We start from the raw sequence: 19378 nt of genomic DNA, 5'->3' as shown, positions 1-19378 counted from the left end.
TCCGCCATGCCATATGCGGGCATGGCGGACAGAAATGGCCTAGAAGCGGTAGCCGAAAGAAGCGCCGATCTGGCGGCCAGGCTGAAGCTGGCCGAGCGCGAGCGATCCGAGCAGCGCCGAGTTGACATAGGCTTGGGCCTTGATCGTTTCGTCGGTGACATTGCGGGCGAACAGGCTCGCCGACCAGCGCGCATCTTCCGACTTATAGGCGATCGACAGATCCAGCGTTCCCGCGGCCTTCTGAGCGGTCACCGGAATATTGAACTCGGTGAAGTAGAAGCGGCTCTTCCAGTCATATCGGGCGCCGAGCGTGATCGCCCCGCCCTTCAGCGGCAGATCATAATAGATCGCCGGGCTGGCGGAGAAACGAGGCGCTTGGGGAAGGCGGTTGCCCGCCAGCTGTATGCCGCAGACCGGCACGCCGCCGCGCGTCTCACAATCGGGCGTGAAAGACGGCCGCGCCGAGTCCTGCGTGAAGAACTCGTCGAACCGCGCATGAAGCCAGGCTCCGGCGAACTCCAGCCGCAGATTGGCCATGGGGCGCAGAGTCATTTCCAGTTCGAGACCGTCGATCGTCGCGCGCGCGGCGTTCACCACGCTCGACACTACGCCGATCACCTGGCTGACCTGCAGGTTCTTATATTTCATATGGAAGGCGGCGAGGTTCGCATCGAGCATGCCGTCGAGATAGGTTCCCTTCAGGCCGAGCTCGATGCTGGAATTGGTTTCGGGGTTGAAGGATGGAGCCAAGCCGCCAGCCGAAAATCCGCCGCCTTTGTAGCCGGTCGCATATTTGACATAGCCGGTGACTCGTTCGGCCAGATCGGCGGACGCGCCGGCTTCATAGGTCACGCGATCCCATTTGGCGCGCTGCCCGCCGGCCCCGATGAAACTGTTGGATTCCTGGATCCGCTTGCGATCGTTGCTGTAGCGCAAACCGGCAAACAGCCGGGCGCTTGGGCTGAACGCATATTGCCCGTGCGCAAACAATGCGTAGGAGCGCGTCTTGATCTCCGCTGCGATCAGCACTGGTATCGGAAGGAAACTTATCGGAACCGCAAGATCCTGGGTGAAATCCTCCGAAAACAGGTTCGCGCCCAGCACTACGCTTAGCGGTTTCGAACTGTCCGAGGCGTAAAGCAATTCAGCATAATTCTGGTCCGCGCTCTGGTCGAACATGGTGTTGGTGAAGTTGACCGGCGTTGCATCGCCATCGAGATTCTGGAAAATCGACGATCGCATGAACGAATAGACCGCGCGCAAGCTGCCGCCGCCCAGTTGCAGTTCGCCCTCGGTCCGGATTGACTTGGACTCGAGTTCGCGTTTGCCCTGGTTCGCATAGGTCTCCCGCTTCTTCGGATCTCCGGTCGCAGCGCTTTGGATGGCGGCGGGCAGGGGGATCGACGGATCGGGGGTGCCGAAGAAGAAGAAGCCCTGACCGTTGTCATCCTCCTTCTGATATTCGAGCGAAACGCGCGCAGTGAAGCGGTCGGATGCCAGCCATTCGAGTTGCGCCCGGCCGGAATAGGTCTTCTCGCCATCGAGACGGTCGGGGCCGTTCGCAACCAGGTTCTTGGTGAAGCCCCGGCCATATTTCTGCTGGACCGCAAGCCGTGCGCGCAGGCTGCCCGCTTCATCCAGCGGGCCACTGATATAGGCCGAGCTCCTGATCAGCCCCGGGTCGATACCGCCCGACACGTCAAGCCCGGCGGATAGCGCCGCCGTCGGCCGGTTAGGGATGATGTTGATCGCGCCGCCGGTCGCGTTCCGCCCGAACAGCGTTCCCTGTGGCCCGCGCAGGATCTCGACCCGGTTGACGTCGAGAAAGGTCGCGGTCGCCAGCGAAGACTGGGCCAGATAGACGCCATCGACATGTAGCGCGACGCCGGGGTCGGCGCCCGCCACCAGCTGCGTGTTGCCAATACCGCGGATCGCGATGTTGGAATTGCTGCCATAGGTGCTGATCTGGATGTTCGGGCTGGTCGTGACCAATTCGCTCAGCGAGCTGATCTGCGCTTCCTGAAGGCGCTTGCCCAGATAGGCGGAGACCGCCGTCGGCGTTTCGCGGATCGACTCCGCCCGCCGCGACGCCGTGACGATGATCTCTTCGTTGGACTCTGCGGTCGCGGCGGCCTGCGCGCTCGCCTGGCTGGCGATACCGATGCTCAATGCCGCAAGGGCGGGCGTCCAGATGCAGGATTTGATAGTCATGATGTCCCCTCCGTCGGTACGGCTTCGTACTCGTCGGCTGTGCTAATCTTCCGTTCGACGAAGAAAAGGACGGGAGATTGCAGCGGGGGGAGGACCAAAGTTTGCACCATCGGCAACGTTCTCGATCCGCTCGACGAACGCTAGTGAGAAACCTTGACCGGCCTCTCGAATAGGGTCTTAGTTGGCCGCCATCGGGGAGTGGATAGGCCATGCCGAGCCTTGGCGAAGAAGGATTGACGGGCGACCCCGTGGTCGCATGGATCAAGCGGCATTGCGCCTGGTCCTATGCCGACGACGAAGCATGTTCGGCGATGCTCGAGAATGTCGGCATTTTTCTCGATGAGCGGGGGCACCTCGTAAGACCGATAGACCCCGAACAGCTGTGCCTGTTGTGTCTCAACATCGCCTCGCTCGCCGACGACGAATTTCACGCCCTCACCAAGCAGCGGCTGCCCGTCGGAACCTTCGCGACGGGCGCGCGCATCATGCTCGGCTTTTCGCATCTGGAGGATGCGCTCAAACAGATGATGCGCTTCTTCGAAATGTTCCACGGCGGCTTTCGCTGGAAGCTGGAGGCTGTCGGTGAGGTCGCGAGCCTATCCGTACAGATCGATGCGGCAGGTATGACGGACTCCCTTCCGGCGGAAGAGGTGCTGATCGTCGCCTTCCACATGTGCTTGTGCTGGTATGCGGGCCGGACCGTGCCGCTGCTGTGGCTCTCCACCGTCTGTCGCGATCATCCAGCGCTGATCGACGACCGCCGCTATTTCATTCGCAGCTATGCCAAGTTGGATAGCGTGACGGCGATACACTTCCCGCGCAGCTGCCTCGGTTGGCCGGTGCGGGCGCGCAATTCGGAACGACCGATTTCCGATGCGATCCGGTTCAGCCTTGGGAATGTGTGGAATGAGGACAGCGCCTCGTTTCTGCCAAAGGATAGTGTCGCCACGGCCGCGTTGGTCCGCTCGATTCTGGCCGACGATCCGACGAGTTCGGTCGAGACGATTTCGTCCCGTCTCGACATGTCGCCAATGTCCTTGTGGCGCGCCTTGCGGCGCGAAGGCGTAAACTTCCAGCAGCTTCGCCGATCCTGCCTGTCCGATCTCGCCGTCGCGCGGCTGCAATATGGTATCGCGCATACCGAGGACGTTGCCGAAGACCTCGGCTTTTCGGACGCGCGATCCTTTCGCCGCTTCATGAGAAGCGCAACCGGCTTTTCACCCGCGCAGATCAGGGCCGGCATGGGAGCCACATCGTCTGAGAGCGGGCGGGAACACAGGTTGAACCATCTGATGGCTACCGTCCGCCGCTTCGACGCTTGCTGAGACGCGTGCTCGGGTCGGACATTCCGGACGTCAGCTGAACGGTGTCGCGAACTCCAGCCGGATTCCGCCGGGAATGAACACCAGGAAATGGCGTGTCGCCGACCCGGGGCGGATCGGCCCCGGCGCGGAATCGATGACGACCTCGGGATGCGCGCTCACCCTGGCCCAGACAGCGTCCAGCGCGGCGTCGTCCGCCACTGCCAGCGACAGGTGATGGAGGCCGATATTGACGCGCCGGTCGAAGGCCCGCGCGGTGCGCGGGTCGGCGGCGCGCCACAGCGTCAGCAGGACCGAGCCATCGGACACGAAGATCGACGGATAGTCGGGGACCCCGCCGACCTCTTCGAAACCGAGCACGCCGCAGAAAAAGCCGCGGGCCTGGTCGATGTCGGGGACGGTGAGGCCGATATGGTGGACGCCTCGGGTGAGTTTCCCGGTCATGCTTTCGATCCTTCCAGTTCGTTGATGCGGGCACGCAATGCGGCGAGTTCGTCGAGAAGCGGCTGGGTGCCCTGCCTTATCTCGGCTTCGGTGAAGCGGGGGGTGATGTGCTGCGGGCAGTTCCAGTCGAAGCCCACCACGTCGATCACGAAGGCCCGTTCGGGCTCCGCGGCATAACCCGGCGTCATCAACGCGGCGATGTGGGCGGGGTCGTCACTGCCATGGGCATGGCCGATCAGTTTCAGCCGCCGGCGGTTCGGATAGTCCATCAGGAACAGCGAGACACGATCGTCGGCAGCCAGGTTGGCGGCGGAGAGAAATTGGCGGTTGCCGCGATAGTCGGCAAAGCCGATCCGATTTCCCGAAATATGCCGCAGAAAGCCTGAAGGGCCGCCGCGGTGCTGGACATAGGGCCAGCCATCTTCGCTCACGCTCGCCATATAGAAGCTGTCGCGTCCGCCGATGAAATCCAGCTCGCGGGCGGTGAGGATGTCGATCGGGCCCGCTTGCGCCTCCATCCGCGCATAGGAAGCCCGCGATCCCGCGGCTTCCTGAAGCGCGCGGGCGCCCGGTCCGAACATCCTATGGAGGAACGTCTGTGCCATGCAGCGGAAATAGCGCGTTGCCATTTCCATGATAATGACCGAGAAATCGTGTTCACTATTTCAAATATGAGAATAATGGACCGTTTCGAGACTCTCACCGCCTTTGTCGCAGTAGCCGATCATCGCGGCTTTGCGGCGGCGGCGCGGGCACTGGGCGTGGCGCCTCCCGCCGTCACCCGCGCCGTCGCGGCGCTCGAACGGCATCTGGGCGTGACGCTGTTCCATCGGTCGACCCGGGCGGTGTCTCTAACCGACGAAGGCGCGGCCTTTCTCGATCGGGCGCGGCAGATCGTGGCCGATCTGCATGAGGCCGAGCATATCGTGATGGGCGGGCGATCCGCGCCCCGCGGACAGCTGTACGTGACCGCCCCGGTGATGTTCGGGCGGCTGCATGTCCTGCCGGTGATCGGCGCGCTGCTCGATAGACATGCGGATTTGAGCGCGCGGATGATGCTGCTCGATCGCAACGTTCGCATCGTCGAAGAAGGAATCGACGTCGCGGTACGGATCGGCGCGCTGGCGGATAGTGCGCTGCGCGTCGTGACGATCGGATCGGTGCGCCAGACGATCGTGGCCAGCCCGGCTTATCTCACCGCGCATGGCGTTCCGCTGGTCCCCGCCGATCTTGCGGGCCACCGCTGCATTGTCGGCAGTGGCGTGCGCGTCGGTAGCGCCTGGCCCTTCGGGTCGAAGGGAGATGCCGATGTGGAGGTCTCTCCGCGCCTGACCGTGAATACGATCGATGCGACGATTGCAGCGGCGGAAGCCGGGCTGGGTATCGCCAATGTGCTGAGCTACCAGTCGGCCGATGCGATCGCCGCCGGCCGGCTGGTGCGTCTTCTGGCGGAGCACGCACCGCCGCCGATGCCGGTCAGCCTGCTGTACGACGCCGGGCGGGCCGCGATGCCGGCGGTGCGCGCGTTCATCGAAATGATGCGCGAGCGCGCCCGGCAGGGAGCGTGGGGCTAGCGGTATTTCGGCCCTGGATGGCGCAGTGAAAGGAACTCTGAGCTCCTATTCCAGGATGCACTTTTATATGACTTTACGGTTTTGCTGATAACACCATAGATGTGAAGATTTTGATCGGTAAAGGAAATTTAATTTACCAGCATATATGCATCCAATTTGGTACAATCGTTGTTCGGCTGATACTTGTCGCTCATGAAACCCCCGGGCATCATTACTTGATCGAATGATTGCAGGCGGGGCTCGCGATGGGGATCAGGAAGCGGCCAGATTCGGGCCAATATTTCATCGAAGCTCCTAAGGCTCGTTCGTCGCGGCAACGCTACGAAAAGACCCCGCTTGTTGCTGCCCGTGCTGGAATATTGTGGTTTTTGAAGGGAATTTTTTCTAGAAATCCTCGGCCTTTCGTCGCTTCGGCTATCGCGGATAAGATCGACAACGGCCTGAATATTTCGCGTCAGGTATTGAAGAGCGGCGCCATTTTGACACCCGGGAGCAGGCTGTTTGAATCCGTTGCGGATCAGCTGCGCCAACATGCTGTCGAGGCCTATAGGGTAGCGGATAATGCACTCGATCAGATCGACGATAATTTAAAACAGGAAGCGGCTTGGCTAGATGAGGCGAAGCCGGATGAAATCCTGAGCACGCTTGAAACCAAGCTGGAGGACCGCCGGGTCAAGCTCCATACCGACCTTCTTTCGCTGGCGAGCGAGTTGGTCAAAAGCCGGGTTAAATTGGAAGAGTTTCTCCATCGGTATAAGATACCGGAGGATTACCATTGGGGAAAACGCCTTGATCTCGCTGTCTTTGGCCAGATCGGCGTACTTTTGCTGATAGAGTTCCTGATGAACGCCGTTTTTCAGGCGGATACCCAACAAACAGGATTGATAGGCGGCGTTTTGATCGCATCGCTTACCTCTCTCGCCACAATCATATTGGGCATGCTTTTTGGGATTGGTTTTCAACGAACGAACAAGATCGCGCAGGGGGGCGTACTTGTGGGGTTGGGGCTGATAGCCCTCGCATTCGTGCTCTCGTTCATTTTTGTTTCTTCGCTGAGCCTCGTTAGGATTGCAGGAGAAAGTGGAGACCTGCACCCGCTCGAAACCGCGCGCGCAGAGTTAATGGGCGATCCATTTGCCGGTGTGCGAGCCATGCTCGACCTTCCCGCTTTTGCTTACACGCTCTGTATTTGTTCGCTGATCTCCGCTGTCGCCCGCAAATATCTTCAATATGGCGGCGCATTTCCTGGGGGCAGGAAGCGCATGCTCGATTTTCTCGATGCCGAGGACTCCTTCGAGGATCAATATTCCGTCGATCTGGATGATGCGAAAGAGATAGCCCAGACCCACGCCGAGATGCTGGAGGAAGCCCCGAGATTTATCGTGGCTTGTAAGGTGCCTATTCAGACCTTGGTTGCGGATCATGAAAATGTCGTCGAACAGCACAGCCATGACATCGACGATATACATGGTGCGGCGAGGCTGTTTACCGCGTTCATTCGTGAGAACGGTTTTGACGGAGACGTGGCGGACGCGGCGTTGCCGCCGGCAGAAGTCAAAGGCTCAATGCAGGGCCATCTCGATAAACTTTCGCAGCGGCACCGGCTTTTCGTCGAGAACGCCAATAATTTGTGTGAACGGGAAGATGTCAGCCAGTCGTCGGTTGTCGCAGCGCGGGAAAGATTGAACGATCTCGTCGAGGCGAAATTGGCGGAATATGCGCTTGAGCGCGAACGGATCGTGGAGCAGGCGCTCAAGAGCTATCAACGTAGCAGAAACTGGCGGAACGACATTATGGCCGCGGCAGCGCGGGACAAGGGTGATATCGCAACGCTTCGACCGGAGAAAATCTGATGGCGCGACGCGGTCGAAAGGGAGGCAAGGAAGCGGTCAGCGGGATCATTTGGCTCGCGGCTCTGGCGGTTTTGTTGGCGGGAGTGACGGGCGGGTATATGTATTTGAAGCGCTCGCAGGCCGTGCATGTCACCGATGCGGACACCGGTTGTTTGTCCGCTTCAACAACGCCTGAAGCGGACCTCTTCATGGTCGATGCAACCGACCATCTGTCTGCGGCGACTGCGAATGAGGTGGTTCAAGCCATTCGTGATCGGGTAAAAGAGTTGCCCCGCTATAGCCAGGTCATCATCGTTGCCTTTGGCGATGATACCTCTACTCCTTTGGCTCCGCTTTTCAGCCATTGTTTGCCGGGCCAGGCCAAGGACGCGCGGCTTGACGAGTCTGGCCGTTTTCTCGACGACGCATATGTGGGATTCGAGAAAGCATTGCTCGACATGAGCACCAAGCTTCAAAACCTGCCTGATGCGCCAACATCGCCTATCACGGCGCAGATCACGCGGGCTGCAAGCAATCCTGTGCTTCACTGGACGGGAGATAAGCGTACGCTCGTACTGTTTTCGGATGGGCTCGAATCCAGCATCTATTGGACAAAGAATTTGAAGCTCCGGGAGCCGGCGCCCCACATTCTTGACGGTGTGAGCGCCGAGTATTTCGAGCTTGGCAACGCGCGGGCAAAAAGGCTGCAAACCGAGGACATGCGCGAAGAGTGGAAGCGCTGGTTCGATAAGGCGGGCGCCAGCGTACGGATGACGGCGCCTGGATATGCCGCAAGCTGACCTGACTTTTTCGGTGAGCAGATGTTCCCAGCATGCTGATGTCGAAGCGATGACCGAGGATTTTGCCAGAAGCATCGTGATCCCGCTCGAAGGGGCACTGACTTTTACGCCAGATAGCGTACCGCCATCACGGTCAGATCATCGGTGGGATCGGTGCCATCCTCGAAGGTGCGTACCGCGTCGCGCACCGCTTCGACGATGTCGGTCGCGCTCGTCCCGCCCTTGAGCGCGGCGAGCAGCCGGTCATGGCCGAACAAAGCGTCGGCGCCGTTGAGCGCTTCGCTCACTCCGTCGGAGATCAGCACGAGCGTCTCGCCGGGCGAGAGCTTCATCACCTCGGCGGGGTAGGGGAAGTCGGTGATGCAGAAGGGCGGTCCGCCGTCGAGCTTGTGCGGTGCGATCGTGCCGTCGGCGCGGATATGGAGCGGGTCCTCGTGGCCGGCGCTGATCAGGATCACCTCACCGCTCGACAGGTCCATGACGCCGATCAGCATCGTGACGTTCATCGCCTCGCTGTTGTCGCGCATCAGTTCCTCATTGAGGATCGACGCGGCTTCGGCGAGGCTGGCGATGCCGCGCAGCACGACGCTCTTGGTCAGTGCCTTCGACAGCGCCATGAACAGCGCGGCGGGCACGCCCTTGCCGGTGACGTCGCCGACCAGGAAGGCGATGCGGTCGGCGTCGATCCGGATCACGTCGTACAAGTCGCCGCCGATCGACTTGGCGGGTTCGAGCAGCGCGTCGACGTCGATGCGCGGATCGATCCGCGCGATCTCGGCGCGGGGCGGCAGCATGCCGAGCTGGATGGTGCGCCCTGCCTGAAGCTCGCCCTCCACCGCGGCGGCGGCGATCCGCTCGCGCACCAGCATCTCGCGCAGCCGCGCCCGCTCGCGCGCCGCCTCGGCGACCATCACGAACAACAGCCCCGCCAGCGCGGAGACCGGCGGCAGCCAGATGCCGGCGAAGCGGAACAGGCCGAAGCTCAGCGCGATGATCGCGATGAACACGCCGAAGGCGAGCGCGGCGCTGGCGCGCGGGCGTAGCCACAGGAAACCAAGCAACACGATCCACAGCGCCCCGAGCGCCACGCCCAGCGTCCAGACGGTCGAAAGCGGCGTGATCGCATCCCCGCGCAGGATCGCGTCGAGAAGATGCGCCTGGATCTCGACACCAGACATCTGGCTGGTCGCGCCCGATTTCGGCGTGGCATAGCGATCGCCGAGGCCGTCGGCGGTCGCGCCGATCAGGACGTGGCGGCCCGCGATCAGCTCCGGCGGCACGCTGCCCTGAAGCAGGTCGATGAAGGAGACGGTCGGGATATGCCCCGTCGCGCCGCCATAGGCGATCAGGACCGGGTGCTCCTGCCGCAATGCCTTGCTGTCCGCGGCCGCACCCCCGCTGGCGCGCAGGCCCGCCATGACCGCGCCAAGTTGGAGCCAGGCGCGCTCGCCGTCGCCTTCCTCCAGATAGATCTGGCGCACGACCCGATCGCTGTCGAAGTGGAGATTGACCTGAGCGATCCCCGCCGCCGCCTCGGCGAGGGGGCCGGAGGGCAGGGCGATGTCATAGGGCGCGCCATTCTGGCCCGGCACGTCGATCACCAGCGGCAGGATCGCGCGGCTGCGGCGCACCGCATCGGCCAGCATCGCATCGTCGGGGCTCGGCTCGATGAACAGCACGTCATAGCCGACGCTGCGCGGCCCCATTGTGGCAAGCTGGCTCAACAGGCTGGCATGGACGCTGCGCGGCCAGGGCCAGCGGCCGATCGCCTCCAGACTGCGATTGTCGATCGCGACGATGACGATGTCGTCGGGCGGGTCGCGATCGGTGGCCGACAGCGCATGGTCATAGACGATATAGTCGATCCGCTCGGTGGCGCGGGTCAGGATCAGGCCCGCGACGAGCGCGCTGCCGATCAGCGCCAGCGCAACCCATCCGGCGGTGAACCGCGATCGCATCCCATTCCCCCAAGGCTCGGGTCCCCACCGGACGAGTGGCGCGACCCTGATGGCTATCATCGGCGTCGTCAACGCCCTTCGCAGATGGTTGCTTTCGGCGCGCAAAGCGGCTGAAAGCGCGGATGTGGAGACCAGCCCAGACCTTGCCATCCGGATGCGCCGCGCCGCGTTCAACCGCGCGCTTGCCGATGCCGATCTCAGCGCGATCGGGCCGCTTCTCGCACCCGATGTCGTTCTCGTCACAGGCACCGACAGCGCGGTCCTATCCGGGCGCAAGGCACAATTGGTGCTATGGAAGCGCGAGTTCGCCGCGCCCGAACGCAGCGTCTATATCCGCACGCCGGAGACGATCCGGGTTTCGGAGGTCGCGCCGATTGCGTTCGAACATGGTCATTGGCAGGGCATGTCGGCCAAGACCGGTCTGCAGTTTGCGGCAGGCGAATACAGCGCGAAATGGCGCAGGATCGGCTCGGACTGGGTGATCGAGGCGGAGCTTTACCTCACGCTGGCCTGATCCCCGACGCGAAAAGGCCGCGCTCCTTGCGGAACGCGGCCCTGCTTTGCCCCCTGTAGCAAATGGGTTAGCGATTTCGAGGCGGACCAACGCATCCGCCGGCTCGGAAATCGCGGTAGAGAAAAAGGGTCAGGCTGCGACCTGGCCCTCTTCGGGATCACGCAGCACATAGCCGCGGCCCCAGACGGTCTCGATATAATTGTCGCCGCCGCATGCCAGGCTGAGCTTCTTGCGCAGCTTGCAGATGAAGACGTCAATGATCTTGAGTTCGGGCTCGTCCATCCCGCCATAGAGATGGTTGAGGAACATTTCCTTGGTCAGCGTGGTGCCCTTGCGCAGCGACAGCAGCTCGAGCATCGCATATTCCTTGCCGGTCAGGTGCACGCGGGCGCCATCGACCTCGACCGTCTTCGCATCGAGGTTGACCGCCAGCTTGCCGGTGCGGATGACCGACTGGCTGTGGCCCTTCGAACGGCGCACGATCGCATGGATGCGAGCGACCAGTTCCTCGCGGTGGAACGGCTTGGTGACATAATCGTCGGCGCCGAAGCCAAGCGCGCGGACCTTCGAGTCCATCTCGCCGATGCCTGACAGGATCATGACCGGGGTCTGGACCTTGGCGTTGCGGAGCTTCTTGAGCACGTCATAGCCGTGCATGTCGGGAAGGTTCAGGTCGAGCGCGATGATGTCGTAATCATAGAGCTTGCCCAGATCGAGGCCTTCCTCGCCCAGATCGGTGGTGTAGACGTTGAACCCTTCCGAACCCAGCATCAGCTCGATGCTCTTGGCGGTCGTGGGATCATCCTCGATCAGCAATACGCGCATAAGACCCGTTCCTGCTTGCCAGTGCCAGGGGACCGAACACGTCGTCCGGCCCGCCCGTGAACCTTGTTAACCATGCCGTTAATGAAGGTAAAAGGTTAATGCGGTGTTAAAGACCATTCGTGATTTTTACTTAGGTAAAAAATCCGTGTCGATTTCGCGGCTTAGGGCAGACCGCCCAACAACGCCTCGATGCGGGCGATCTCCCTTATATATGCTGGGCGCCAGCGCAGGATCGACTCGTCGATTGTCTCGTTCCGGTCGTGATCGTCGAAGTAGCTGCCGTCGCGATGTGTGAATTTCATCGGGTCGCCGACCACCCTCAGACCCGATCCCCGGCGCCGCTTCCGTTCGAACTCGGCGCGTGATTTCAGGATATAATGGTTAACCTGGACATGGTCGTAGCGGACCGGCGCGAAGCCCCGTCCGGGGTCCAGCGCCGCGCCAGACGCGTCGGCATAGCGTCCGTTCATGAGGCGGACGCGATGGGCGGTGACCTTGTATATCTCGCTTGCGACCGCGATGGTCTTGATCTGGCGGCTCAGCGGATGATCGATCTCCGATGCGCGGACGAAGCGATCGGTCACCAGCCCCGACGCATGATCGATCAGCCCCGCCGATCCGAACACCCGCCAGTTAAGGCCGATGGCGGCGACGTCGGGGGCGAACCGCTCCAGGAAACCGGCGATCGACGCGTCGCTCTTCAGGTTCAGAAATTCGTCGAGATCGAGGAAGGCGATCCAGCGTGTCTCACAGCGGACGACGGCGTCCTGATAGGCGCTGATCTGTGATGAGCGGCCCTCGACGCCAGGCCAGGGGCGGTAATCGATCAGGCCGAGCGCGGCTAGCCGTTCGAGCAGGGCATCGCTGCCGTCATCGCTGTCGTTCGAATAGAGCGCGATCCGCTCGATCCCGATGCTGCGGTGGAACGCGATCCACTCGATCAGATAGGGACCTTCGTTGCGCGCGATCCCGCACAGGGTGACGCCGGGCGATCGGTCGGCGGGCGCAATGGCGGGCCGGCCGGCCAGCTGCGGGCGCCCCTCGTGCCGGCCATGGGCGTCGAAATGCGTCCAGGGATCGAGCCCGTCGCGATAGGGGTCGGCCAGGTCGCCCGACGCCAGCAGGTAGCGCTGGGCATCGAAATTGGCGTCGGTGGCGAGCTCAATGGCGAGAGGATCTGGCGCGGACACGGCTGTTATATATGCGTTGGACCTTGATCCCCTGGGCGGCGAGCATCGTCTGCACCGACAGCGGCCCGGCGAGGTGTCCGGCGCCGACTGCGACGAACACGGTGCCCGGCACGTCGAGCCTCTTTTTCAGCCATTCGGTCCAGTTGGCGTTGCGACGGCGCAGCAGCACTTCGCGCAGATGCGGGGTCAGGTCCTCGTCCTTCTCGAAGGCGCGGGCGATCTCGATCTGGTTGCCGTTGGCCCAGCTGCTGAGCAGCCGGTCATAATCGGTGCGTGCGCCGCTCTGCGTGTCGACCATCGCGGCGAGCAACTCGCGCTGGTCTTGCTCGGGCAGGGTGGAGAACAGTTCGAGCTGGGCCGACGCGGTCTCCAGCGCTTCGACCTTGCGGATGCGCGCGCCGGGCGCGGCGGCGCTGATCGCCTGCGGCTCGAAGGCGGGCGTGATCTTCGCCTCGACACCGGCTTCGCGCTGGATGCCCAGCTTCTTGATCGTCGTCCCCATCATCACAAAGGCGGCCTGCCAGGTCGGCATCCGGTCGAGGCTCGCCATGCTGATCCTGGCATCGTTCACCTGCTGGATGAAGCGGGGCCGCAGCTTTTCCGGCAGCCTTTCGACGATCGGGGGCAGGTTGGGGTCGGGGGGCGGAAACAGGCGGGCGATAGCTTGCGGATCCTTGTCGATCTGCGTCTCGACCACCAGCGTGTCAGCGGCGGCCATCGCCTTGCGGATGCGGGCATCCTGCCACTGGTAGCCGGGCGGCAGCGCGTGGATCGTCCCGAACAGATAGATGGTGGTGTCGGCGTCGCCGAATTTCCACAGCGCCGGCGCGGCTATGGCCGGGGTTGCGATCAGGGCGGCGAGAAGCGGCGCAAGGGCGCGGCGGAACAGGATCATGGCGACGGTCTAGGCGAAAATGGATCGTCATCCCAGCCTTCGTTGGAAAGAAGCGAGGCGACCAGATTCCTTGACCCGCCGCACGCCCCACGCCAAAGGGCCCTTACGATTTTCGTAAGCCCGAAGGACCCTGTCTTGGCGACCAAGCCGCTCTCGTTCCAGCGCCTGATCCTGACTCTCCATGACTATTGGAGCGACCAGGGCTGCGTGATCCTGCAGCCTTATGACATGGAGATGGGGGCGGGCACCTTCCACCCCGCGACCACGCTGCGCGCGCTGGGGCCGCAGCCGTGGAAGGCCGCCTATGTCCAGCCGTCGCGCCGCCCGACCGATGGCCGCTATGGCGAGAACCCGAACCGGCTCGGCCATTATTATCAATATCAGGTGATCCTGAAGCCTTCGCCCGCGAATCTGCAGGAGCTCTATCTCGGCAGCCTGGAGCGGATCGGCATCGACCCGCTGGCGCACGACATCCGCTTCGTCGAGGACGACTGGGAAAGCCCGACGCTGGGCGCCTGGGGCCTTGGCTGGGAAGTCTGGTGCGACGGGATGGAGGTGACCCAGTTCACCTATTTCCAGCAGGTCGGCGGCTTCGACTGCAAGCCGGTGGCGGGCGAGCTGACCTATGGGCTCGAACGGCTGGCGATGTACATCCAGGGTGTCGACCGGGTCTATGATCTTGCGTTCAACAACGAGGGCGTCAGCTATGGCGATGTCTTCCTCGAAAATGAGCGCCAGTTCAGCGCCTATAATTTCGAGGCCGCCAATACCGAACTGCTCTTCAAACAGTTCACCCAGGCCGCCGACGAATGCCGCGCGCTGCTCGATCGCGACAAGCCGCTGCCGCTCCCAGCCTATGATCAGGCGATCAAGGCCAGCCATATCTTCAACACGCTGCAGGCGCGCGGGGTGATCTCGGTCGCCGAGCGCCAGGCCTATATCGGCCGCGTCCGCGAACTGGCGAAAGGCGCCTGCGCGGCGTGGATGAGCCATAATGGGTGGGAGGCCTGATCATGGCTGATTTCCTGCTCGAACTCCTCTCCGAGGAAATCCCTGCGCGGATGCAGGAGAAGGCGTCCGCCGATCTCGCCCGCCTGTTCGCCGAGGAACTCGCCAAGGCGGGGCTCAAGCCCGAGGGCCTGACCAGCTATGTCACGCCGCGCCGCCTCGCGCTGATCGCGCGTGGCCTGCCGGTGGAGACCGCCGCCGTCTCCGAAGAGACCAAGGGCCCGAAGGTCGGCGCGCCGCCGCAGGCGCTCGAAGGCTTCCTGCGCAAGACCGGCCTCACCGCCGACCAGCTTGTCGAGCGCGACGGCACGCTGTTTGCGGTGGTGGAGAAGCCCGGCCGCGCGACCGCCACCGTCCTGGCCGAGGCGATCCCCGCGATCGTCCGCGCCTTTCCCTGGCCCAAGTCGATGCGATGGGGCACCGCCTCGCAATCGACCAGTGCGCTGCGCTGGGTCCGCCCGCTCCAGGGCGTGATCGCACTGCTCGGCGACGATGTCGTCCCGTTCGAGATCGATGGCGTCGTCAGCGGCGCGGCGACCGTCGGCCATCGCTTCCACCATCCCGGGATCATCACCATCGGCAATGCCGACGATTATGCGGCAAAGCTGCGCGCCTGCCATGTCATCGTCGACCCGGCCGAACGCCGCGACATCATCCGCACCCGCGCCGCCGAACTGGCGGCCGAGGCGGGGCTGTCGGTGGTGCCCGACGAGGGGCTGGTCGCGGAGAATGCTGGGCTCACCGAATGGCCGGTGCCGTTGCTCGGCCATTTCGACCCGTCCTTCCTCGAAGTCCCGCGCGAGGTGATCCAGCTCACGCTGCGCACCAACCAGAAATATTTCGTCCTGAACGACGCAGCTGGCAAACTCGCTCCAGCCTTCATCTGCACCGCCAACATCACGGCGAGGGATGGCGGCGTCGGCATCGTCGCGGGCAACGGCAAGGTGCTGGCGGCGCGGCTGTCGGACGCGAAGTTCTTCTGGGAGCAGGACCTGAAGATCCGTTTGGAGGACTATCTCCCCAAGCTGGAATCGATGCTGTTCTATGAAGGCATGGGCACGCTGCGCGCAAAGGCGGATCGGATCGCCGATCTCGCCGCTTGGATCGCCACCGCCTATTTCCCCGATCGCGATGCCGAAACCGCGCATCGCGCCGGGCTGCTCGCCAAAGCCGATCTCGCCACCGCCATGGTCGGCGAGTTTCCCGAACTTCAGGGCGTCATGGGCGGCTATTATGCCGAGAAGGGTGGCGAGAAGCCGGGCACCGTCGCGGCGCTCCAGCAGCAATATGTCGGCTCGGTCGAAGGCTGCATTCCGGCCTGCGTCGCGCTGGCTGATCGGATAGACACGCTCGTCGCCTTCTTCGCGCGCGGGATCAAGCCGACCGGGTCAAAGGACCCCTTCGCGCTCCGCCGCGCCGCCCTGCAGATCATCCAAACCATTCTCGCCAACGGCACCCGTCTGAAGCTCGCGGCGACGATCGCGCAGGCGAAGCAGGTGCTCGGCGCGGACGCGCTCGATAGCACCGAGCTGCTCGACTTCTTCGCCGACCGCCTCAAGGTGCAGCAGCGCGAGGCCGGGGTGCGCCACGACCTGATCGACGCGGTGTTCGCGCTCGGCGGGGAAGATGATCTCGTCCGATTGCTTGCACGGGTCAAAGCGTTGCAGGCCTTCGTCGAAACCCCGGACGGAGCGAACCTGCTCGCGGGGTACAAGCGCGCGGCGAACATTCTCAAGAAGGAGGGCGGGGTGCCCGAGGGCGCTTCCGCTGTTCCCGATTATGCGCCCGAACCCGCCGAATCCGCGCTGATCGCGGCGCTCGACACGGCCGAGCCCAAGGTTGCGACGGCGATCGAGGCGGAGGATTTCGCCGGGGCAATGTCCGTCCTCGCCTCGTTGCGCGGGCCGATCGACGCCTTCTTCAACGACGTCACGGTCAATGACGCGGACGAAAATAAGCGACGTACACGTCTTGCCCTACTTGAAAAAATACGTGCTGCGGTGCACAATGTTGCTGACTTCTCGAAAATAGAAGGCTGATTCGATTGCCGCGCCCCAAGCAAGGGGCGGGTCGTGATAGGGAAAGTGACGGCTTGATGACGACGCAATATGTCTATCGCTTCGGCGGCGGTGTTTCCGATGGCGGCAAGGGCGACCGCAACCTGCTCGGCGGCAAGGGCGCCAATCTCGCGGAGATGGCGTCGATCGGCCTGCCGGTGCCGCCCGGCTTCACCATCTCGACCGAAATGTGCCAGCGCTATTATGACGAAGGCCAGATCTTCCCCGAAAGCCTGAAGGCCGAAGTCGCCAACGGCATCGCCCATATCGAGGCGATCACCAACAAGAAGTTCGGCGTCGCCGCCGATCCGCTGCTCGTGTCGGTCCGGTCGGGCGCGCGCGCCTCGATGCCCGGCATGATGGACACCGTGCTCAACCTGGGCCTGAACGACGAGACCGTCGTCGGCCTCGCCACTGTCTCGGGCGACCCCCGCTTCGCGTGGGACAGCTATCGCCGCTTCATTCAGATGTATTCGGACGTCGTTCTCGAGCTCGATCACAGCGCCTTCGAGGAAGCGCTTGAGATCGCCAAAGAGGACAAGGGCTACAGCCTCGACACCGAGATGACCGCCGATGACTGGCAGGCGCTGGTCAAGCGCTATCAGGAACTGGTCGTCGAGCTGTGGGACAAGCCCTTTCCGCAGGATGTTCATGAGCAGCTGTGGGGCGCGATCGGCGCGGTCTTCGGTTCCTGGCAGTCGGAACGCGCAAAGGTCTATCGTCGTCTGAATGACATTCCCGCCGCCTGGGGCACCGCGGTCAACGTGCAGGCGATGGTCTTCGGAAACATGGGTGAGACCTCGGCCACCGGCGTCGCCTTCACCCGCGATCCCGCCAAGGGCGACCGCGCTTATTATGGCGAGTTCCTGATCAACGCGCAGGGTGAGGATGTCGTCGCCGGCATCCGCACGCCCCAATATCTGACCAAGACCGCGCGTGAGCAGGCCGGGGCCAAGCCCGCCTCGATGGAAGAGGCGCTGCCCGAGGTCTATGGTCAGCTCGCCAAGGTGTTCGACCTGCTCGAGACGCATTATCGAGACATGCAGGACATCGAGTTTACGGTGCAGCAGGGCAAGCTCTGGATGCTCCAGACCCGCTCGGGCAAGCGCACCGCCAAGGCGGCGCTCAAGATCGCAGTCGACATGGCCAATGAAGGGCTGATCACCGAGGAAGAGGCGGTCGCCCGCGTCGATCCGGCGGCGCTCGACCAGTTGCTCCACCCGACCCTCGACCCCAGCGCTCCGCGTGACGTGATCGCCAAGGGGCTTCCCGCATCGCCGGGCGCCGCGTCGGGTCTCGTCGTGTTCGATGCCGAGACCGCCGAGAAGCGCGCCGAGCTGGGCGATGCCGTGATCCTGGTGCGTGTCGAGACATCGCCAGAGGACATTCACGGCATGCATGCCGCCAGGGGCATCCTGACCGCGCGTGGCGGCATGACCAGTCACGCCGCCGTGGTGGCGCGCGGCATGGGGCGCCCCTGCGTGTCGGGTGTCGGCAACCTCGCGATCGACGCCAAGGCGAAGGTCTTCCGGGTCGCCGGCCGCGAAGTTCGTGAAGGCGATATCATCACGATCGACGGGGCGACCGGCGAGGTGATGATCGGCGCGGTGCCGACCGTCCAGCCCGAGCTGGCGGGCGATTTCGGCACGCTGATGGGCTGGGCAGACAAGGTCCGCCGCCTCAAGGTCCGGGCCAATGCGGAAACCCCGCTCGACTGCAAGACCGCGCGGATATTTGGCGCGGAGGGCGTCGGCCTTTGCCGCACCGAGCATATGTTCTTCGACGCGAACCGCATCACCGCGGTCCGCCAGATGATCCTGGCTGAGGACGAGAAGGGTCGCCGTGCCGCGCTCGACAAGTTGCTGCCCGAGCAGCGCGCCGACTTCACCGAGATCTTCGAGATCATGGCCGGCCTGCCGGTCACGATCCGCCTGCTCGATCCGCCGCTCCACGAATTCCTGCCGCATGAGGAGGAGGAGTTCGCGGAGGTCGCGGCGGCGACCGGCATAGGTGTCGAGGCGCTGCGCCGCCGCGCCGCCGAACTGCACGAGTTCAACCCGATGCTCGGCCATCGCGGCTGCCGTCTTGGCGTCACCTATCCCGAAATCTACGAGATGCAGGCGCGGGCGATCTTCGAGGCGGCCTGCGATGTCGCGGAGAAGTCTGGAAACGCACCGATCCCCGAGGTGATGGTGCCGCTGGTCGCCACCCGCCGCGAGCTCGAGCTGATGAAGGCGGTGATCGACAAGGCCGCCAAGGCCGTGTTCGCCGAGAAGGGCCGCACGCTCGACTATCTGGTCGGCACGATGATCGAACTGCCGCGCGCTGCGCTGAAGGCGGGCGAGATCGCCGAGGTCGGCGAGTTCTTCTCCTTCGGCACCAACGACCTGACCCAGACCACGTTGGGCGTCAGCCGTGACGACGCGGGCCGTTTCCTGACGACCTATGTCGACAAAGGCATCTATGCGAAAGATCCGTTCGTCAGCCTCGACGTCGAAGGTGTCGGCGAACTGATCGAACTTGCCGCCGAGCGTGGACGCAAGACCCGGGGCGACATCAAGCTGGGCATCTGCGGCGAACATGGCGGTGACCCGGCATCGATCGCCTTTTGCGAGACGATCGGGCTCGATTATGTCTCGGCCTCGCCCTATCGCGTGCCGATCGCTCGCCTCGCGGCGGCGCAGGCCGCGCTGAAGGCGAAGAAATAAGTTTGCTGTCGTCCCGGTCGCCGCCGGGATGACGCAGATC

General features: G+C 63.4%; 15 protein-coding genes. 8 read left to right on the top strand and 7 right to left on the bottom strand.

Features of this window, described 5'->3' with window-relative positions:
- Nucleotides 1-39: 39 nt before the first annotated feature.
- Nucleotides 40-2211 carry a TonB-dependent receptor gene (locus tag ASE00_RS05225; protein WP_082594468.1) on the bottom strand — a complete coding sequence of 724 codons (2172 nt, stop codon included), beginning with the start codon at nucleotides 2209-2211 and terminating at the stop codon, nucleotides 40-42.
- A 209-nt stretch (nucleotides 2212-2420) separates the two neighbouring features.
- Here ASE00_RS05225 and ASE00_RS05220 point away from each other — a divergent pair, with 209 nt between their 5' ends.
- Nucleotides 2421-3536, top strand: a complete 1116-nt coding sequence (locus ASE00_RS05220) for a helix-turn-helix transcriptional regulator (RefSeq protein ID WP_056378089.1) — start codon at nucleotides 2421-2423, stop codon at nucleotides 3534-3536.
- Between the two features lie 30 nt (nucleotides 3537-3566).
- On the opposite strand, the gene ASE00_RS05215 is transcribed toward ASE00_RS05220, so the two are convergent.
- Nucleotides 3567-3977 (bottom strand): VOC family protein, encoded by a 411-nt coding sequence (locus tag ASE00_RS05215; protein ID WP_056378088.1) that lies wholly within the window; start codon nucleotides 3975-3977, stop codon nucleotides 3567-3569.
- Nucleotides 3974-4582: a pyridoxamine 5'-phosphate oxidase family protein gene (locus ASE00_RS05210; protein WP_056379335.1), complete on the bottom strand. Its 609-nt coding sequence runs from the start codon at nucleotides 4580-4582 to the stop codon at nucleotides 3974-3976. The genes ASE00_RS05215 and ASE00_RS05210 overlap by 4 nt, the downstream gene beginning before the upstream one ends.
- A 75-nt stretch (nucleotides 4583-4657) precedes the next feature.
- Between ASE00_RS05210 and ASE00_RS05205 the strand changes: the two genes are divergently transcribed.
- From ASE00_RS05205 to ASE00_RS05195, 3 genes are all read left to right on the top strand, one after another.
- The gene (locus ASE00_RS05205) at nucleotides 4658-5551 is read left to right on the top strand and encodes a LysR family transcriptional regulator (protein ID WP_056378087.1); all 894 of its coding nucleotides are present in this window, start codon (nucleotides 4658-4660) and stop codon (nucleotides 5549-5551) included.
- A 245-nt stretch (nucleotides 5552-5796) separates the two neighbouring features.
- On the top strand, nucleotides 5797-7404 hold the full coding sequence (locus ASE00_RS05200; RefSeq protein WP_156405273.1) for a hypothetical protein: 1608 nt from the start codon (nucleotides 5797-5799) through the stop codon (nucleotides 7402-7404).
- Nucleotides 7404-8183 (top strand): hypothetical protein, encoded by a 780-nt coding sequence (locus ASE00_RS05195; protein WP_056378085.1) that lies wholly within the window; start codon nucleotides 7404-7406, stop codon nucleotides 8181-8183. The genes ASE00_RS05200 and ASE00_RS05195 overlap by 1 nt, the downstream gene beginning before the upstream one ends.
- 104 nt (nucleotides 8184-8287) lie before the next feature.
- On the opposite strand, the gene ASE00_RS05190 is transcribed toward ASE00_RS05195, so the two are convergent.
- Nucleotides 8288-10141: a CHASE2 domain-containing protein gene (locus ASE00_RS05190; protein WP_056378084.1), complete on the bottom strand. Its 1854-nt coding sequence runs from the start codon at nucleotides 10139-10141 to the stop codon at nucleotides 8288-8290.
- A 124-nt stretch (nucleotides 10142-10265) separates the two neighbouring features.
- Here ASE00_RS05190 and ASE00_RS05185 point away from each other — a divergent pair, with 124 nt between their 5' ends.
- Nucleotides 10266-10655, top strand: coding sequence for a nuclear transport factor 2 family protein (locus ASE00_RS05185; RefSeq protein WP_056379333.1), 390 nt, complete (start codon nucleotides 10266-10268; stop codon nucleotides 10653-10655).
- 129 nt (nucleotides 10656-10784) lie between these two features.
- Here ASE00_RS05185 and ctrA read toward each other — a convergent pair whose 3' ends face one another.
- The 3 genes from ctrA to ASE00_RS05170 all read right to left on the bottom strand — a co-directional run bounded on the left by ctrA (nucleotide 10785) and on the right by ASE00_RS05170 (nucleotide 13565).
- Nucleotides 10785-11480, bottom strand: coding sequence for a response regulator transcription factor CtrA (ctrA, locus tag ASE00_RS05180; protein WP_056378083.1), 696 nt, complete (start codon nucleotides 11478-11480; stop codon nucleotides 10785-10787).
- A 161-nt stretch (nucleotides 11481-11641) separates the two neighbouring features.
- Complete coding sequence (locus ASE00_RS05175) at nucleotides 11642-12670, bottom strand: glycosyltransferase family 92 protein (protein WP_082594467.1); 1029 nt, start codon at nucleotides 12668-12670, stop codon at nucleotides 11642-11644.
- Nucleotides 12642-13565 carry a TraB/GumN family protein gene (locus ASE00_RS05170; RefSeq protein WP_056378082.1) on the bottom strand — a complete coding sequence of 308 codons (924 nt, stop codon included), beginning with the start codon at nucleotides 13563-13565 and terminating at the stop codon, nucleotides 12642-12644. The genes ASE00_RS05175 and ASE00_RS05170 overlap by 29 nt, the downstream gene beginning before the upstream one ends.
- Before the next feature lie 135 nt (nucleotides 13566-13700).
- On the opposite strand from ASE00_RS05170, the gene ASE00_RS05165 reads away from it, so the two are divergent.
- From ASE00_RS05165 to ppdK, 3 genes are read left to right on the top strand one after another with little or no spacing between them, the layout of a single operon-like run.
- Nucleotides 13701-14576, top strand: a complete 876-nt coding sequence (locus tag ASE00_RS05165) for a glycine--tRNA ligase subunit alpha (RefSeq protein ID WP_056378081.1) — start codon at nucleotides 13701-13703, stop codon at nucleotides 14574-14576.
- Between the two features lie 2 nt (nucleotides 14577-14578).
- Nucleotides 14579-16612 carry a glycine--tRNA ligase subunit beta gene (gene glyS / locus ASE00_RS05160; protein WP_056378080.1) on the top strand — a complete coding sequence of 678 codons (2034 nt, stop codon included), beginning with the start codon at nucleotides 14579-14581 and terminating at the stop codon, nucleotides 16610-16612.
- A gap of 56 nt (nucleotides 16613-16668) precedes the next feature.
- Nucleotides 16669-19338, top strand: coding sequence for a pyruvate, phosphate dikinase (ppdK, locus tag ASE00_RS05155; protein WP_056378079.1), 2670 nt, complete (start codon nucleotides 16669-16671; stop codon nucleotides 19336-19338).
- Nucleotides 19339-19378: the final 40 nt, after the last annotated feature.

Origin of the sequence: Sphingomonas sp. Root710, from assembly GCF_001429065.1 — a bacterium.
GTDB lineage: Bacteria > Pseudomonadota > Alphaproteobacteria > Sphingomonadales > Sphingomonadaceae > Rhizorhabdus.
The sequence above is the reverse complement of the archived record's forward strand: the minus strand, read 5'-3'. Positions and strand labels throughout refer to the sequence as shown.

Bases quoted from the DNA above. Each gene is read 5' to 3' on its own strand.
- ASE00_RS05225 (WP_082594468.1), bottom strand. From the start codon at position 2,211: ATGACTATCAAATCCTGCATCTGGACGCCCGCCCTTGCGGCATTGAGC.
- ASE00_RS05210 (WP_056379335.1), bottom strand. From the start codon at position 4,582: ATGGCACAGACGTTCCTCCATAGGATGTTCGGACCGGGCGCCCGCGCG.
- ASE00_RS05205 (WP_056378087.1), top strand. From the start codon at position 4,658: ATGGACCGTTTCGAGACTCTCACCGCCTTTGTCGCAGTAGCCGATCAT.
- ASE00_RS05190 (WP_056378084.1), bottom strand. From the start codon at position 10,141: ATGCGATCGCGGTTCACCGCCGGATGGGTTGCGCTGGCGCTGATCGGC.
- ASE00_RS05195 (WP_056378085.1), top strand. From the start codon at position 7,404: ATGGCGCGACGCGGTCGAAAGGGAGGCAAGGAAGCGGTCAGCGGGATC.
- ppdK (WP_056378079.1), top strand. From the start codon at position 16,669: ATGACGACGCAATATGTCTATCGCTTCGGCGGCGGTGTTTCCGATGGC.
- ctrA (WP_056378083.1), bottom strand. From the start codon at position 11,480: ATGCGCGTATTGCTGATCGAGGATGATCCCACGACCGCCAAGAGCATC.
- ASE00_RS05215 (WP_056378088.1), bottom strand. From the start codon at position 3,977: ATGACCGGGAAACTCACCCGAGGCGTCCACCATATCGGCCTCACCGTC.
- glyS (WP_056378080.1), top strand. From the start codon at position 14,579: ATGGCTGATTTCCTGCTCGAACTCCTCTCCGAGGAAATCCCTGCGCGG.
- ASE00_RS05170 (WP_056378082.1), bottom strand. From the start codon at position 13,565: ATGATCCTGTTCCGCCGCGCCCTTGCGCCGCTTCTCGCCGCCCTGATC.
- ASE00_RS05200 (WP_156405273.1), top strand. From the start codon at position 5,797: ATGGGGATCAGGAAGCGGCCAGATTCGGGCCAATATTTCATCGAAGCT.
- ASE00_RS05220 (WP_056378089.1), top strand. From the start codon at position 2,421: ATGCCGAGCCTTGGCGAAGAAGGATTGACGGGCGACCCCGTGGTCGCA.